Source organism: Paraburkholderia phenazinium, from assembly GCF_900141745.1.
Classification (GTDB): Bacteria; Pseudomonadota; Gammaproteobacteria; order Burkholderiales; family Burkholderiaceae; genus Paraburkholderia; species Paraburkholderia phenazinium_B.
Genome location: NZ_FSRM01000001.1, coordinates 1,164,951 through 1,181,101 on the forward strand (window position 1 = coordinate 1,164,951; position 16,151 = coordinate 1,181,101).

Consider the following 16,151-nt stretch of genomic DNA (forward strand, 5'->3'; position numbering starts at 1 on the left):
GGTGCGCTGTTGACGTTTGATCTGCGCGCCGCTGGATCTTATAAGGAGTGTTTGTGATGAAGCGATATGGCGTTGAGGGTGGCAAGGGGACTGGCGGGCAACATATGCCGTTCGCGCGTGCGGTAGAGGCGGATGGCTGGTTGTTTGTGTCGGGGCAGACGCCGATGGAGAATGGCGAGGTGATCGAAGGCGGGATTGTGGCGCAGTCGCACAAGGCGATTCAGAATGTTTTTGCCATTCTCAAAGAGGCCGGCTATGGCGCCGAGCATGTGGTTCGGTGTGGGGTTTGGTTGGATGATCCGCGGGATTTTGCTTCGTTTAATAAGGTGTTCCGGGAGTATTTCGGGGAGAATCCGCCAGCGCGGGCGTGTGTGGTTTCTAGTATGGTGATTGACTGTAAGGTTGAGGTTGATTGCGTTGCTTATAAGGGGAAGGGTTAAGGGTTTGGTTTTTTGGGTTTTGCCTGCGCGGCGCTTTGGTGGTTGTTCTTGCTGCTTTGGCCTTTCCTTGCATTGTTATCGGTCTATTGGCGTTGCCCCTGTGCGGGGCGGCACTTACTTTCTTTGCCGCCGCAAAGAAAGTAAGCAAAGAAAGCGGGCTTCAAACCGCTAGCCTGTAGGTGTCCATCACTGGCATCAAGCCAAAGTGGTCCGCGCACGGGACCGCTCCTCGCACAGCTTGCATTAGTGACAAAGGACTCATCCGTTCCAGCGTCGCGCTGCGCGCCCCGCCGTCGGGCATAACGCCTTCTGCAAAGTCTGTAGGAAATCTAACTTTATTGGGGCGTGAATTCGATTGGCCGGGATGTCAAAATCGGTTTGCGCGCGAGAGCAGAGAATTGAGTGCGCTCCGCGGCTCGCCTCGTCAAGCTGATGTAGTTTGTCAAGCATTGGACATACGGGTCGGCCATTATGCCGCGCAAGCCCGCTTTCCTAGGTATACCCATCCGCGACGCACGCAGTGCGGAGCGGGATGAATGAGTCCTTTGTCACTAACGCGGGTGGTGCGAGGGACGATTTTGTGCGCGGACCACTCTGTGTTCACGCGAGTGGTGGACACCTACAGGCTAGCGGTTGCAAGCCCGCTTTCTTTGCTTACTTTCTTTGCGGCGGCAAAGAAAGTAAGTGCCGCCCCGCACAGGGGCATCGCTAATAGACCAATAACAACGCAAGGAAAGGCCAACACAACAGAAGCACCCGCCAAACCAAGGCGCCGCAGGCAAACCCGCATTACTGCCGCGCCGTGCGGCAATTATCCGGCATGGGCAAATTAAAGTTAGTCCGGAACGGATTAATATCAAGCCCCCCACGTCGCGTGTAGCGAGCATAAACGGCGAGTTTCAGCGGCTTGCAAACCTTAAGAACGTCAACAAAAATCCGCTCAACGCACTGCTCATGAAACCCGGTGTGATTCCGATACGAAACGATATACCGCAGGAGCCCAGCATGATCAATCTGCGGTCCAACGTAATGAATCTGCACACTCCCCCAATCAGGCTGCCCGGTAACGGGACAATTCGACTTGAGCAGATTAGAAAACACGGTCTCCTCAACAGGAGCCTCCTCAAGCGCAGCCTTGAGCAACGAAGGATCAGGATGATAAACATCAGTATCAAGATCCAACCGATCCAGCGGCGTGCCTTCAAACTCATCCAGCTGCAACTTGCCAAAATCCATCGGCCCAGTCAGATGCACTGAAACCGTAGCGCCGCAGGCAGCAGAAACATCCCGCTTGATCGTATCCCGCACCGCCTCAAACGACTCAAACGAACTCTGCGCGAACGACCCCAGGTACAACTTGAACGACTTCGATTCGACAATATTCGGCGAGTCCGCCGGCACATAAAAAGTCGCCACCGCAATCTGCGGCTTGCCGCGCCCATTCAGCCAGGAAAGCTCGTAAGCATTCCAGATATCCGTCCCGAAGAACGGCAACTGCGCCCCAATGCCAATCGCCTCGCGCGCGGTCTTGCGTGCGATCGGAAAGAGCAGCGTCGCGTCGTACTGTTCGGTATAGGTGGCAGGTTTGCCCAGCGGTGATTGTTCGGGTGTCATGATGCGTTCACGATGCCACTCAGCACGTGCCCCGTCGCCGTCACGACGCGGGCCGATTCGCAGTGGCCAATTTGATCGTCGAAGAAAAAGTCCGGCTCGAACTCACGCAAAAATGCGCTCTTGTCGAGACCGCCCAGGAACATCGCTTCGTCGATTTCGATGTTCCACGCCATCAGCGTACGGATCGCCCTTTCATGCGCCGGTGCCGAACGCGCCGTTACCAGCGCCGTCCGGATATGCATTGGTGCTGCCTGCGTTGGCGCAGCCTCGTCCGCCACATTCTGCAAACGGTGCAGCGCCTCCAGTAACGGCTTGAGCGGCCCGTCGGCTAACGGTAGATCCTTGTTGTGGATCTCATGGCCCAAAAACGCCCGCAAGCCTTCCTGCTGAAATACGCGCTCGGCTTCGTCGGAAAACAGCACGGCGTCGCCGTCGAAGGCAATGCGGATTTCGTCCGGATACTTGCTCGCCATTTTCGCCGATTCCGGCAATACGCGCGCAGCCGGAAATCCGGCGGCCAGCGCATCGCGCACGTCGTCCTGATTGGCGGACAGAAACAGCGATGCGTTCAGCGGTTTCAGATACCCAAACGGCGCACGTCCACGCGTAAAGACGCCGCGCTCGATCGCGAGGCCGTGTTCGCGGCACGAGTGAAACGCGCGCAGTCCGCTAATGGGATCGCTACGCGACAGGATCACCACCTCCACCCGGTGCGCGCCCGCGTTCAGCGCCAGCAGCTTGCGAATCAGCGGAAACGCCACGCCCGGTTTGGCGGGCACACTGAGCCGCTCACGCTGCAGCGTTTCGTAGCTGTGCAGGTCGCCTTCTTCGTACACGCGGTTCTCTTCTTCGAAGTCGAACAGCGCGCGCGATGAAATCGCGACCACCAGCTTGTCCTGAAGCGTGAATGCCATCGGCGAGGTCCTGTCAGCCTAGGCGAGGAACAACCGGTACACCGGGTTCGTCGTCTCTTCCCAGTACGGATAGCCGAGCGTCGCGAGGAAGCGGTCGAACTCGGGGTTCTCCGTGCCGGGCACCTGGATGCCAACGAGGATCGAGCTGTAATCCGCGCCCTGGTTCCGGTAATGGAACAGGCTGATATTCCAGTTCGGCGCCATCGACGACAGGAATTTCATCAACGCACCCGGCCGTTCCGGGAATTCGAAGCGGAACAGGCGCTCGTCATGCGCGAGCGGCGAACGGCCGCCCACCATGTAACGGATATGCTGCTTCGACAGTTCGTCGCTGGTCAGATCGACGGTGGCAAAGCCGTGCGCCTCGAAGGCGCCCGCGATCTGCGCCGACTCGCTGCGGTTCCTGATCTGCACGCCCACGAAGATATGCGCGGAACTCGCTTCGGCGATACGGTAGTTGAATTCGGTAACGCTGCGAGTGCCGACCAGTTCGCAGAAGCGTTTGAAGCTGCCGCGCTCTTCCGGGATCGTCACGGCGAACACCGCTTCGCGTGCCTCGCCGACCTCGGCGCGTTCGGCCACGAAACGCATCCGGTCGAAATTCATATTCGCGCCGGAGGTGATGGCGATCAGCGTCTGATCCTCGATGCCCTCGCGCTCCGCGTATTGTTTCGCACCTGCCACCGCCAGCGAGCCCGCGGGTTCCAGCACGCTACGCGTGTCCTGGAACACGTCCTTGATCGCCGCGCACAGGGCGTCGGTGTTCACGATCAGCACGTCGTCGAGGTATTCGCGGCACAGCCGGAACGTTTCCTCGCCAACCAGTTTCACCGCAGTGCCGTCGGAAAAGAGACCCACTTCATTCAGCGTGACACGCTCGCCGGCCTTCAGGGACTGTGCCATCGCACAGGAGTCGTCGGTCTGCACGCCGATCACCTTGATCTCCGGGCGCACCGACTTGACGTATGCGGCAACCCCAGCCGCAAGACCACCGCCGCCGATCGGCACGAAGATCGCGTGAATGGGCCCTTGATGCTGGCTCAGGATCTCCATCGCCACCGTGCCCTGGCCGGCAATCACATACGGATCGTCGAACGGATGCACGAACGTCAGGCCGCGCTCTTCCTGTAGCTTGGCGGCGTACGTATAGGCGTCGCTGTACGACTCGCCCACCTGCACGACTTCGACCGTGGGGCCGCCATGCGAGCGCACCGCGTCGACCTTCACCTGCGGGGTTGTCACTGGCACCACGATAATCGCCTTCACGCCCATGCGTGCCGCCGACAGCGCGACGCCCTGTGCGTGATTGCCCGCCGAAGCCGTAATCACACCGCGCTCCAGCGCTTCGGCCGGAATGTGCGCCATCTTGTTATATGCGCCACGTACCTTGAACGAGAACACCGGCTGGTTGTCTTCGCGCTTCAGGTAAATCGGGTTGCGCAGCCGTGCCGACAGATTCGGCGCATGTTCGAGTTCGGTCTCGTGGGCGACGTCATAGACGCGCGCGGTCAGGATTTTCTTCAGATAGTCGTGGGAAGCCATGCGGGTGGCGCGGTGCGCTGTGTGAGACGGGAAAGGTCAATGATAGCGCCAACGGCCCGCGCTCTGGCCTCGGCCGTATGGCCAACGCGCAGGAAAGATCCGGAAACACCACCCGCCCGACCGTTCGGTCGAAGAATTGTGGACTCACCAGTTTGAACATATTTCCTCGCCTGGTCGTGTAAAAGCCCTGCTAGAGCGTGATTCGAGCGTCAACGCGCGTGCGGATCATGCGGTAGAATTCGATTTTGGAACAAGGATCGGAAGATGCACTGGCAGCCTCAGATCGCCCATTTGATGCCCGTCCCGCGTGGGTCCCGTCCCGCGGCGCAGAGGCACGTCTGTTGTGCGCGATCGTGTAGCTGCATCTGAGTGCCACGAAGCGGCCGGCGTGTATCGCCCGCCGGCAGGTGCTTCGGCCAACTAGAAGATTTCCAGAATTGCGCCCCACGCGCACCGTCAGCCAGCGCCTCCTCAATCGTCATTAGCGAGCGCGCCCAGTTGACCTACCGAGTCGTCCAAACATGAACGCACCTCAAGTATTCGATCCGCACGGAGCCGCCGCTGCGGTGGCCGCCGCCCCTGAAGCGCGTCTGCGCGAAATTCCCTATAACTACACCTCGTTTTCCGACCGTGAGATCGTTATCCGCCTGCTGGGTAACGAAGCGTGGGATGCGCTGGCCGAGTTGCGCGCCGAACGGCGCACCGGCCGCTCGGCACGCATGCTGTACGAAGTGCTCGGCGACATCTGGGTGGTCCGCCGCAATCCTTACCTGCAGGACGACCTGCTCGACAATCCCAAGCGCCGTGTGTTGCTGATCGAAGCGTTGCACCATCGTCTGTCGGAGATCGAGAAACGGCGTCGCGCCGACTTGACCGAACACGGCGACGAAGCGGGGGTAGACCGCGCTGCACGCGTGGAAACGCTAGTGGTTGCGGCGCGCCGCGCCGTGGATGACTTCGCCAACGAGTTCGACAAGACCGCTGAGCTGCGCCGCCGTGCCACCAAGGTGCTGGGCCGCGTCACGCAGAAAGACAACATCAAGTTCGACGGGCTGTCACGCGTCTCGCATGTGACCGATGCGACCGACTGGCGCGTCGAATATCCGTTTGTCGTGCTGACGCCGGACACGGAAGTCGAGATCGCCGGCATGATCAAGGCCTGCTTCGAACTCGGTCTGACGGTGATTCCGCGAGGGGGCGGCACGGGTTACACGGGTGGGGCGGTGCCGCTCACGCCGTTCTCTGCGGTCATCAATACCGAAAAGCTCGAGCAACTCGACGCGGTCGAATTGACCGACCTGCCTGGCGTGCCGAACAAGGTCGCGACCATTTTCTCGGGCGCTGGTGTCGTCACGCGCCGCGTGACTGAAGCCGCCGAGCAGGCTGGTTACGTGTTCGCGGTTGATCCGACCTCGCTCGACGCCTCATGCATTGGCGGCAACGTCGCCATGAACGCAGGTGGCAAGAAGGCCGTGCTGTGGGGCACGGCGCTGGACAATCTCGCCTGGTGGCGCATGGTCGACCCGGAAGGCAACTGGCTCGAAGTCACGCGCCTTGACCACAACATGGGCAAGATCCATGACATCGAGGTGGCCCGCTTCGAACTGAAGTGGTTCGACGGCGAATACGCGCCCGGTGAAAAGCTGCTGCGCACCGAATCGCTCGACATCAAGGGCCGTGTGTTCCGCAAGGAAGGCCTCGGCAAGGACGTCACGGATAAATTCCTCGCCGGCCTGCCTGGTATCCAGAAGGAAGGATGCGACGGCCTGATCACGTCGGCGCGCTGGGTGCTGCACAAGATGCCGGCCCATACGCGTACCGTCTGCCTCGAATTCTTCGGCCAGGCGCGCGATGCGATTCCGAGCATCGTCGAAATCAAGGACTACCTGTTCGAAACGTCGAAGCAGGGCGGTGCGATTCTCGCCGGCCTCGAACACCTCGACGAACGCTATCTGCGCGCAGTCGGCTACGCGACCAAGAGCAAGCGCAACGCGTTTCCGAAGATGGTGCTGATCGGCGATATCGTCGGTAACGATGCGGATGCGGTGGCGCAAGCCACCTCGGAAGTCGTGCGCATGGCTAACGGCAAGAGCGGCGAAGGCTTCGTCGCGGTGAACGCCGAGGCGCGCAAGCGCTTCTGGCTCGACCGCAGCCGCACGGCCGCGATTGCGAAGCACACCAACGCGTTCAAGATCAACGAAGACGTGGTGATTCCGCTCAACCGCATGGGCGAGTACACGGACGGGATCGAGCGCATCAACATCGAACTGTCGATCAAGAACAAGCTGCAACTGCTCGACGCGCTCGAAACGTTCTTCAAGGGCGGCAAGCTGCCGCTCGGCAAGAGCGACGATGCCAACGAGATTCCAAGCGCCGAACTGCTGGAAGACCGCGTGCAGCATGCGCTCGAGTTGCTCAAGCAGGTCCGCGCGCGCTGGGAATTTCTGCGCGACAAGCTCGATCTGTCGTTGCGCGAGGCGCAGCACTACATGGTTCAGCTCGGCTACGCGGGGCTCGCGGAGAAGTTCGCGGACCGCGTCGATGCGCAGCCTAGCGTGACGGTCTTCGACGTGACGCAGGACCGTACGGTGCGCGTGTCGTGGAAGCAGGAAGTTCGTGCGGAGTTGCGCCAGATCTTCAACGGCGGCGAATTCAAGCCGATCCTCGAAGAAGCACAGGCCATTCATAAGCGCGTGTTGCGCGGCCGCGTGTTCGTCGCGCTGCACATGCACGCGGGTGACGGCAACGTGCACACGAACATCCCTGTCAACTCCGACAACTACGAGATGCTGCAGGACGCGCACACGGCCGTCGCGCGCATCATGAAGCTGGCGCGCTCGCTCGACGGCGTGATTTCGGGTGAGCACGGCATCGGCATTACCAAGCTCGAATTCCTGACCGAGGACGAGATTGGCGAATTCCGCAAGTACAAGCAGCGCGTCGATCCGCACGGCCGGTTCAATGCCGGCAAGCTGCTCGAAGGTGCGGATCTGCGCAATGCCTACACGCCGAGCTTCGGGCTGATGGGCTATGAGTCGCTGATCATGCAGCAGAGCGATATCGGCGCGATCTCCGAGTCGATCAAGGACTGCCTGCGTTGCGGCAAGTGCAAGCCGGTGTGCGCGACCCACGTGCCGCGCGCCAACCTGCTGTACAGCCCGCGCAACAAGATTCTCGCCACGTCGCTGCTGGTCGAGGCGTTCCTGTACGAAGAGCAGACGCGCCGCGGCGTGTCCATCAAGCACTGGGACGAGTTCAACGACGTCGCCGATCACTGCACGGTCTGTCACAAATGCGTGACGCCGTGTCCGGTGAAGATCGACTTCGGCGATGTCACGATGAACATGCGCAACCTGCTGCGCAAGATGGGCAAGAAGAAGTTCAACGCGGGCAACGCGGCCGGCATGTTCTTCCTCAACGCCACCAATCCGCAGACCATTAACCTCGCGCGCACCGCGATGATGGGCATCGGCTACAAGGCGCAGCGTCTCGGCAACGACGTGCTGAAGAAGTTCGCGAAGAAGCAGACGGCGCATCCGCCCGCTACCGTCGGCAAGCCGAAGGCGGTGGAGCAGGTGATCCACTTCATGAACAAGAAGATGCCGGGCAATCTGCCGAAGAAGACGGCGCGCGCGTTGCTGGACATCGAAGACAACAAGATCGTGCCGATCATCCGCAATCCGAAGACCACTACGGCGGATACGGAAGCGGTGTTCTATTTCCCGGGCTGCGGCTCCGAGCGTCTGTTCTCGCAGGTGGGCCTGGCGACCCAGGCCATGCTGTGGGAAGCGGGCGTGCAGACGGTGCTGCCGCCGGGTTATCTGTGCTGCGGTTATCCACAGCGCGGTTCGGGCCAGTTCGACAAGGCGGAGAAGATTGTCACGGATAACCGTGTGCTGTTCCACCGCGTCGCCAACACGCTGAACTACCTCGACATCAAGACGGTGGTGGTGTCGTGTGGCACGTGTTACGACCAGCTCGCCGGTTATGAATTCGAAAAGATTTTTCCCGGTTGCCGGATTATCGACATTCACGAATTCCTGCTCGAGAAGGGCATGAAGCTCGATGGCGTCAATGGCATGCGTTACATGTATCACGACCCATGCCACACGCCGATCAAGACGATGGACCCGGTGAAGCTGGTCAATCAGTTGATGGGCTCGGAGAAGGACGGCTACAAGATCGAGAAGAACGATCGGTGCTGTGGCGAATCCGGCACACTCGCGGTGACGCGTCCGGACATCTCGACGCAGGTCCGTTTCCGCAAGGAAGAGGAAATCCGCAAGGGCGCGGCCAAGCTGCGCGGCATTCCGCTGGTGGCGGAAGCTGGCGCCAACGGGATCAACCCGGCCAATGCTTCGGCCGGTGCAGCGGGCGCGCCGGATGGCTCGGTGCTCAAGGCCGGCGACGGTCCGACGCCCAACGGCGCCACCGAAATCAAGATCCTCACGAGCTGCCCGTCCTGCCTGCAAGGGCTGTCGCGCTACAACGAGGACGCCAACATCGAGGCGGACTACATCGTCGTCGAGATGGCGCGCCACGTGCTGGGTGAAGACTGGATGGCCGATTACGTCCAGCGTGCGAACAATGGCGGAATCGAGCGCGTGCTGGTTTAATGGCACGACTGACGATTTCCGCTTGAGGACGACGATGGACTGTGTATTTTGCCGTGAAGATGGCGGCGACGTGCTGTGGCAGGACGATACGATGCGTGTCGTCCTTGCCGACGAACACGATTACCCGGGCTTCTGCCGGGTGATCTGGAACAAGCACGTTGCCGAGTTTTCGGATCTTGCCGAGAGCGATCGCGACCGTGTGATGCGTGCGGTGTATGCGGTCGAACGCGCCATGCGGCGCATCCTGCAACCGGTCAAGGTGAATCTGGCGAGCCTCGGCAACCAGGTGCCGCACGTGCACTGGCACGTGATTCCGCGTTTCTCTAACGACGCCCATTTCCCACTGCCGATCTGGGCGCCGCGCCAGCGCACGGTGTCGGAGGCGCTGCTGTCGTCACGCCGGGCGCAGGCGACGTTGCTGCGCGATGCGGTGCGGCAGGAAATCGAACAAGCTTTGGCCTGAGGTCAACATGAGTGGACTGACTCGCGACACACCGGTGCCAACCGGCGTGGTGGTACACGCCAAATCGCACGCGCTCGAACTGCAATACGCAAACGGCGAATCGTTCCGCGTGCCGTTCGAATTACTGCGGGTGTACTCGCCCTCGGCGGAAGTGCGTGGCCACGGGCCGGGGCAGGAGACGCTGCAGACCGGCAAGCGCGAGGTGACGATCACCGCCATCGAGGGCGTGGGCAACTATGCGTTGCAGCCGACCTTCTCGGATGGTCACTCTACCGGGCTCTATTCGTGGGATCTGCTGTATGACATCGCCACCCGCCAGGATGAACTCTGGCGCGAATATCTCGACAAACTGAAAGCGGCCGGCGTCGACCGCGACGCGCCGATGGCGTCAGCCAGCGCCCCGCACGGTCATTGTCACTGATACGATTCGGCCTGACGCCACACTGATGCGGCGCAACATTCAAAAATACGCGAAAGGACGAACGCGATGAGCAAAACCCACTTCGGCTTTCAGACGGTAGACGAACAGGAAAAAGCGCAGAAGGTGGCCGGCGTGTTCCACTCTGTCGCCTCCAACTACGACCTGATGAACGACCTGATGTCAGGCGGTCTGCACCGGGCGTGGAAAATGTTCACGATTGCACAGGCGAATGTCCGGCCGGGCTATAAGGTGTTGGATATCGCCGGCGGCACGGGTGACCTGTCCAAGGAATTCGCCAAAAAGGCGGGGCCGACCGGCGAGGTCTGGCACACGGACATCAATGAATCGATGCTGCGCGTGGGCCGCGACCGCCTGCTCGATAAAGGCATCGTGACGCCGGCGCTGTTGTGCGACGCGGAAAAAATCCCCTTTCCAGACAACTACTTCGACGTGGTGACGGTAGCGTTCGGCTTGCGCAACATGACCCACAAGGATATCGCGCTGGCAGAAATGCGCCGCGTGCTGAAGCCGGCTGGCCGTCTGCTGGTGCTCGAATTCTCGAAGGTGTGGGATCCGCTGAAAAAAGTCTACGACGTCTATTCGTTCAAGGTGCTGCCGTGGCTCGGCGACCGTTTTGCGAAAGACGCGGAGAGCTACCGCTACCTGGCGGAATCGATCCGGATGCACCCGGACCAGGAAACTTTAAAGACGATGATGGAACAAGCTGGCCTCGACGGCGTCAAATATTACAATCTGTCAGCTGGTGTGGTAGCTTTACACGTGGGGACCAAATACTAGGGTCCCTAACCCATCGTTTTTAAAGGAAATTTCCATCATGTCCGATTCGCGTTTGTTATCTTCCCGTAATGTTAAGGGGTCGCTGGCGAGGAGAATCGGACTGGCAGTGATGGTCGGTCTGATCGCGTTCGCCACCGTTGCCTCGCTCGACGCCGAGGCGCGGCGCCTGGGTGGTGGGCGCAGCATCGGCCGTCAGCAGTCGAGCGCGATGCAGCGGCAAACCACGCCGCCGGCCCAATCTCCGCAGCAGGCACAGCAATCGGCACAAGCCGCCCAGGCGCAGCGCGCGCAACCGGCGCCGACGCCGGCCGCCGCACCTAACCGCTCGCGCTGGCTCGGGCCGATTGCGGGTCTGGCCGCTGGCCTCGGTATCGCCGCGCTGCTTTCGCACTTCGGGATGGGTGAGGCGTTTGCCGGCGCCATGGCCAATATGCTCGTGATAGCCGCCATCGCGATGCTGGCTGTCTGGCTGATCCGCCGTTTTGTGGGCCGCAAGCGCGATGCCGCAGCACCTGCCTATGCGGGCACAGCGCCCAGTTTGAACGCTGGACGTAACGGCTACTCGCAGGAGCCGAGCTTCACCGAGGCGCCGTCGGCGCAAAACGGCTTTTACCGCGAGCCGCAGGTCAATGCCGCTTCGGCTATGCTCGCGACGCCTGTCGTTCCCGCCGGTTTCGACTCGCAAGCGTTTGTCCGCAATGCGAAGGTCTACTTCGTGCGCCTGCAGGCCGCGTGGGACGTGGGCAACATCGCCGATATCCGCGAATTCACGACGCCCGAAATGTTCGCCGAAGTGAAGATCGACCTCGACTCGCGCGGGCCAGAGGCCACGCTGACCGACGTGGTGCAGTTGAACGCCGAGCTGCTGGGCGTTGAGGACCGCGGCAGTGAATATCTGGCCAGCGTGCGCTTCTCCGGCCTGATCCGCGAGAACTCGGGCGCGCCGGCCGAGCCGTTCGTGGAAATCTGGAACCTGTCGAAGTCAGGCCGCGCAGGGGAAGGGTGGTTGCTCGCCGGTATCCAGCAGGCGGGGATCGGTCAGGCCACCTCCGCGCATTGACGTGACGCGTTGCGCATTGGCTGTTCGGCCGACTAAGCCGCGAAGCGAACGGACGTTACAATAGGAACCCGCGCGGGCACATCGCCCGCGCGGGTTTTTTCTTGCCACTCTCAATGACCCTCGCCGCCAAGCCCTTCGCTGCTGCCGTCAATCACCTGCTCGCCCGCGAATCGTGGGCCCGCGAGCGCCTCGCCCCCTATGCCGGCAAGACCGCCCGGCTGAGCTGTCCGCCGGTCGTTCTGATGCTGCTCGTCCAGCCCGACGGCTATCTGGCCGCGGTCGACGAAACGCAAACGCAGCAGTTCGACGTCACCATCTTGGTGCCGCCCGAGGCGTTGCCGGCCTTTGTACAGGGCGGTCAGGCGGCGGTGATGAAGCATGTGAAGATCGAAGGCGACGCAGAATTCGCCACGGTGATCGCGAAGCTGGCCGAGCATCTGCGTTGGGAACCGGAGGAAGACCTGGCGCGGATGATCGGCGACGGTCCGGCCTGGCGGGTCGCCTCGGTGGCGCGCTCGGTCGGTGAGCATGCGCGCCGCACTGGGCGCAATCTGCTCGACTCGGTGGCCGAATACCTGCTCGATGAGAATCCGCAACTAGTGCGCCGCGCCGCGCTTGACGACTTCAATGCCGACCTCGCCAGCGCCCGCGATGCGCTGGCACGCGTCGAAAAACGTCTCGAGCGTCTTGAAAAGAAGGTCGAAGCCCGCGGCGCCAATGCGCCGGGCGGCGCCGCCACGTCGCGCGGCACGCGCTAGTCACCGGGCTCAACCATGCGTTTTCTGCGTTTCCTCAAAATTTTCTTTACGGTTATCCGCTTCGGTCTCGATGAGATGATGCTCAGCCGTATCAACGACCGCCGTGTGCGGTTGTTGCTGCGCATCACCACGATCGGCCGTAAGTTCGACCAGCCGCCAGGCGTGCGGCTGCGTCTCGCGCTCGAAAGCCTCGGGCCGATTTTCGTGAAGTTCGGCCAGGTGTTGTCGACCCGGCGCGACCTGCTGCCTGTCGATATCGCTAACGAGTTGGCCAAGCTGCAGGATCAGGTGCCGCCGTTCCCGTCCGAGGTGGCAATTGGGCTCGTCGAGAAGTCGCTGGGGGCGCCGGTCGACGTGCTGTTCGACGATTTCGAGCGGGTGCCGGTGGCGAGCGCGTCGATCGCGCAGGTGCACTTTGCCAAGGTGAAAGCCGGCCAACATGCAGGCAAGGCCGTGGCGGTGAAGGTGCTGCGCCCGAACATGCTGCCGGTGATCGACTCGGATCTTGCGTTGCTTCGCGATATCGCCGTATGGGCCGAACGCCTGTGGGCCGACGGCAAGCGTCTGAAACCGCGTGAGGTCGTCGCCGAATTCGACAAATACCTGCACGACGAGCTCGACCTGATGCGCGAGGCCGCCAACGGCAGCCAGTTGCGTCGCAATTTCGCGGGACTCGATCTGCTGCTGGTACCGGAGATGTACTGGGAGTTCTGCACACCCACCGTGCTGGTGATGGAGCGCATGGTCGGCGTGCCGATCAGTCAGGTGGAAACCCTGCGCGCCGCGGGCGTGGACATCCCGAAGCTGGCTCGCGAAGGCGTCGAAATCTTTTTCACGCAGGTGTTCCGCGACGGCTTTTTCCATGCGGACATGCACCCCGGCAATATCCAGGTCAGTCTCGATCCGGCGCACTTCGGGCGCTATATCGCGCTGGACTTTGGCATCATCGGCGCGCTGTCGGACTTCGACAAGAACTACCTCGCTCAGAACTTCCTTGCGTTCTTCAAGCGCGACTACCACCGGGTCGCCACGCTTCACCTCGAGTCGGGCTGGGTGCCGCCCACTACGCGTGTCGAGGAACTCGAAAGCGCAATTCGTGCAGTCTGCGAACCGTACTTCGACCGCGCGCTGAAGGACATTTCGCTGGGTCAGGTGCTGATGCGCCTGTTCTCCACGTCGCGCAGGTTCAATGTCGAGATCCAGCCGCAGCTCGTCCTGTTGCAGAAGACGATGCTGAACGTCGAAGGCCTCGGGCGTTCGCTCGATCCCGAACTCGATTTGTGGAAGACGGCCAAGCCGTATCTCGAACGCTGGATGAATGAGCAGATCGGCCTGCGTGGCTGGCTCGAGCGTTTGAAGATCGAAGCGCCGCAGTGGAGCAAAACGTTGCCGCAACTACCGCGGCTGATCCACCACGTGCTGGCGGAACGTCACGACAACCAGCGCGGCCCGGGCGACGACACGATTCGCCAGATCCTGCTCGAGCAGAAGCGCACCAACCGGCTGTTGCAAGGCTTGCTGATGTTCGGTATTGCGGTCGGCATTGGCGCGGTGGTGGCGCGGGCCTGGCTCGCACTAGTTTATGGTGGATAAAGTGGATCCGTTGAATCCAGCAGGCCCCGACTTCGCCACCCGCGATCCGAACTCGCCGGCATTCTGGGATGAACGCTTTGAACGCGGCTTTACGCCATGGGACCAGGCGGGCGTGCAGGCGGCGTTTCAGACCTTCGCGACGCGCCATCCCGAAGCCGCAGTGCTGATTCCCGGTTGCGGCAGCGCGTGGGAGGCGCTCTGGCTAGCCCGTCAGGGTCGCCGGGTGCAGGCGATCGATTTCTCGTCGGCTGCGGTGGCGACTGCGCGCTCACAGCTAGGCGCATACGCAAACGTCGTCGATCAGGCCGATTTCTTCTCCTGGCAGCCGCCCTTCACCCCAGGCTGGATGTATGAACGCGCATTTCTGTGCGCGTTGCCGAAGGACCGCCGCGCAGATTATGCGCAGCGCATGGCCGAACTTCTGCCGGCGCAGACTCTGCTGGCCGGCTTCTTCTTTCTGGGCGCGACCCCGAAAGGGCCACCGTTCGGAATCGAGCGCGCCGAACTCGACGCCTTGCTGAATCCGCATTTCGAACTGATCGAAGACGAGCCCGTCAGCGACTCGATGCCGGTGTTCGCCGGCCGCGAGCGCTGGCTCACCTGGCGCCGCCGCGCCTCGACGAGGACTTGATCCCACGTTGGGCGCCCCAATATGTGCCCGCGGTGGCTGCGTCGGCCGCCCACTCCTGAAAACCGGGGGTGGGAGATTGTTTGCGGCTATAATTCAAGGCTTTGCAAGCGTTTGCCAGATTAATGTAGGGAAAAGATCATGCCGATCTACGCGTATCGCTGCGAATCATGCGGCTTCGGGAAGGACGTGCTTCAGAAGATGAGCGACGCCCCGTTGACGAACTGCCCCGAGTGCGGAAAAGACACATTCCGCAAGCAGGTGACCGCAGCCGGGTTTCAATTGAAGGGTTCGGGCTGGTATGTAACCGATTTCCGCGGCGGCAACGGCGCGAAGAGCGCAGCGGCGCCGAGTGGCGCGAGCGGCGACAAGGAAGCCGCGCCCGTGAAGTCCGAGGGCGGCTCCGCCGACACCGGCTCGTCGGGCGGCTCGACCGAAAGCTCTACCAGCGCCGCAACACCTGCAGCGCCGGCGGCCGCACCGGCTAGCACCAGCGGCAACGGCTCCGGCAGCGCCTAGCTAGCGTTGCCGCCTCGACGAGGCGGCGCACTCGCCACAACCGGCCCGGCCGGCGTGGCTTTCTGGCGATACACATGACGACGAAAAAAGCGACGCTCAAATCGGTGTTCCTGACCGGCCTGCTGGTGCTGGTGCCGTTGGCCATCACGTTGTGGGTGCTCGGTCTGATTATCGGCACGATGGATCAGACGCTGCTGTTGCTGCCGGAGTCGTGGCAGCCGGAGCGCGCGCTCGGCTTCCGTCTGCCCGGCCTGGGCGCAGTGCTGACGCTGGCGTTTATCTTCATCGTTGGACTGTTGACGCAGAACTTCATCGGGCAGAAGCTCGTGAAGTGGTGGGAGTTGCTGGTCGGCCATATTCCGGTGGTCGGGCCGATCTACACGAGCGTCAAACAGGTGTCCGATACGTTGCTCTCCAGCAGCGGCAATGCGTTTCGCAAGGCCCTGCTTATCGAGTATCCGCGCAAGGGCTCCTATACGATCGCGTTCCTGACCGGGATTCCGGGCGGGGACGTGCTCAACCACCTGAAGGAAGATCACGTCAGCGTGTACGTGCCGACTACGCCGAACCCGACGTCCGGCTTCTTCCTGATGGTGCCGAAGAGCGAAGTGGTCGAACTTGATATGACGGTCGACGCTGCGCTCAAGTACATTGTCTCGATGGGCGTGGTGGCGCCATCCGCGCCACCGGCGCAGCAGGTGCGCCGCTCCACCATCGAACCGCCGATGTAATGCCGGCGCGCATTGTTTCAGTTTCATGAGCTGCGCGCCGTTCAACTAATGCAA

14 protein-coding genes are annotated in these 16,151 nt (G+C 61.7%); 11 read left to right on the top strand and 3 right to left on the bottom strand.

Annotated features, from left to right (window positions below):
* The first annotated feature begins 56 nt into the window (after window positions 1-56).
* Window positions 57-440 (top strand): RidA family protein, encoded by a 384-nt coding sequence (locus BUS06_RS05485; RefSeq protein ID WP_074263352.1) that lies wholly within the window; start codon window positions 57-59, stop codon window positions 438-440.
* A gap of 789 nt (window positions 441-1,229) precedes the next feature.
* Here BUS06_RS05485 and queF read toward each other — a convergent pair.
* The 3 genes from queF to ilvA are packed head-to-tail and all read right to left on the bottom strand — an operon-like array spanning window position 1,230 to window position 4,510.
* Window positions 1,230-2,054 carry an NADPH-dependent 7-cyano-7-deazaguanine reductase QueF gene (queF, locus tag BUS06_RS05490; RefSeq protein WP_074263353.1) on the bottom strand — a complete coding sequence of 275 codons (825 nt, stop codon included), beginning with the start codon at window positions 2,052-2,054 and terminating at the stop codon, window positions 1,230-1,232.
* A complete protein-coding gene (locus tag BUS06_RS05495; RefSeq protein WP_074263354.1) occupies window positions 2,051-2,968 on the bottom strand; it encodes a 5'-nucleotidase in 918 nt (305 codons plus the stop codon). The genes queF and BUS06_RS05495 overlap by 4 nt, the downstream gene beginning before the upstream one ends.
* 18 nt (window positions 2,969-2,986) lie before the next feature.
* The gene (gene ilvA, locus BUS06_RS05500) at window positions 2,987-4,510 is read right to left on the bottom strand and encodes a threonine ammonia-lyase, biosynthetic (protein ID WP_074263355.1); all 1,524 of its coding nucleotides are present in this window, start codon (window positions 4,508-4,510) and stop codon (window positions 2,987-2,989) included.
* A 521-nt stretch (window positions 4,511-5,031) separates the two neighbouring features.
* Here ilvA and BUS06_RS05505 point away from each other — a divergent pair.
* The 10 genes from BUS06_RS05505 (at window position 5,032) to BUS06_RS05550 (ending at window position 16,097) form a co-directional block, all read left to right on the top strand.
* Window positions 5,032-9,126, top strand: coding sequence for a DUF3683 domain-containing protein (locus tag BUS06_RS05505; protein ID WP_074263356.1), 4,095 nt, complete (start codon window positions 5,032-5,034; stop codon window positions 9,124-9,126).
* Window positions 9,127-9,160: 34 nt separating this feature from the next.
* Window positions 9,161-9,589: an HIT family protein gene (locus BUS06_RS05510; protein ID WP_074263357.1), complete on the top strand. Its 429-nt coding sequence runs from the start codon at window positions 9,161-9,163 to the stop codon at window positions 9,587-9,589.
* Between the two features lie 7 nt (window positions 9,590-9,596).
* A complete protein-coding gene (locus BUS06_RS05515; RefSeq protein WP_074263358.1) occupies window positions 9,597-10,010 on the top strand; it encodes a gamma-butyrobetaine hydroxylase family protein in 414 nt (137 codons plus the stop codon).
* 66 nt (window positions 10,011-10,076) lie between these two features.
* Entirely contained in the window at window positions 10,077-10,808 is a 732-nt protein-coding gene (gene ubiE / locus BUS06_RS05520; RefSeq protein ID WP_074263359.1) for a bifunctional demethylmenaquinone methyltransferase/2-methoxy-6-polyprenyl-1,4-benzoquinol methylase UbiE, read from the top strand.
* A 37-nt stretch (window positions 10,809-10,845) separates the two neighbouring features.
* Window positions 10,846-11,868: a Tim44 domain-containing protein gene (locus BUS06_RS05525; protein WP_074263360.1), complete on the top strand. Its 1,023-nt coding sequence runs from the start codon at window positions 10,846-10,848 to the stop codon at window positions 11,866-11,868.
* 113 nt (window positions 11,869-11,981) lie between these two features.
* Entirely contained in the window at window positions 11,982-12,626 is a 645-nt protein-coding gene (locus BUS06_RS05530) for a ubiquinone biosynthesis accessory factor UbiJ (protein WP_074263361.1), read from the top strand.
* A gap of 15 nt (window positions 12,627-12,641) precedes the next feature.
* Window positions 12,642-14,219: a ubiquinone biosynthesis regulatory protein kinase UbiB gene (ubiB, locus tag BUS06_RS05535; protein ID WP_074263362.1), complete on the top strand. Its 1,578-nt coding sequence runs from the start codon at window positions 12,642-12,644 to the stop codon at window positions 14,217-14,219.
* Window positions 14,209-14,850: a class I SAM-dependent methyltransferase gene (locus BUS06_RS05540; protein WP_074263363.1), complete on the top strand. Its 642-nt coding sequence runs from the start codon at window positions 14,209-14,211 to the stop codon at window positions 14,848-14,850. The genes ubiB and BUS06_RS05540 overlap by 11 nt, the downstream gene beginning before the upstream one ends.
* A 138-nt stretch (window positions 14,851-14,988) precedes the next feature.
* Complete coding sequence (locus BUS06_RS05545) at window positions 14,989-15,366, top strand: FmdB family zinc ribbon protein (RefSeq protein ID WP_074263364.1); 378 nt, start codon at window positions 14,989-14,991, stop codon at window positions 15,364-15,366.
* Window positions 15,367-15,440: 74 nt separating this feature from the next.
* Window positions 15,441-16,097: a DUF502 domain-containing protein gene (locus tag BUS06_RS05550; protein ID WP_074263365.1), complete on the top strand. Its 657-nt coding sequence runs from the start codon at window positions 15,441-15,443 to the stop codon at window positions 16,095-16,097.
* The last annotated feature ends 54 nt before the right edge of the window (window positions 16,098-16,151 follow it).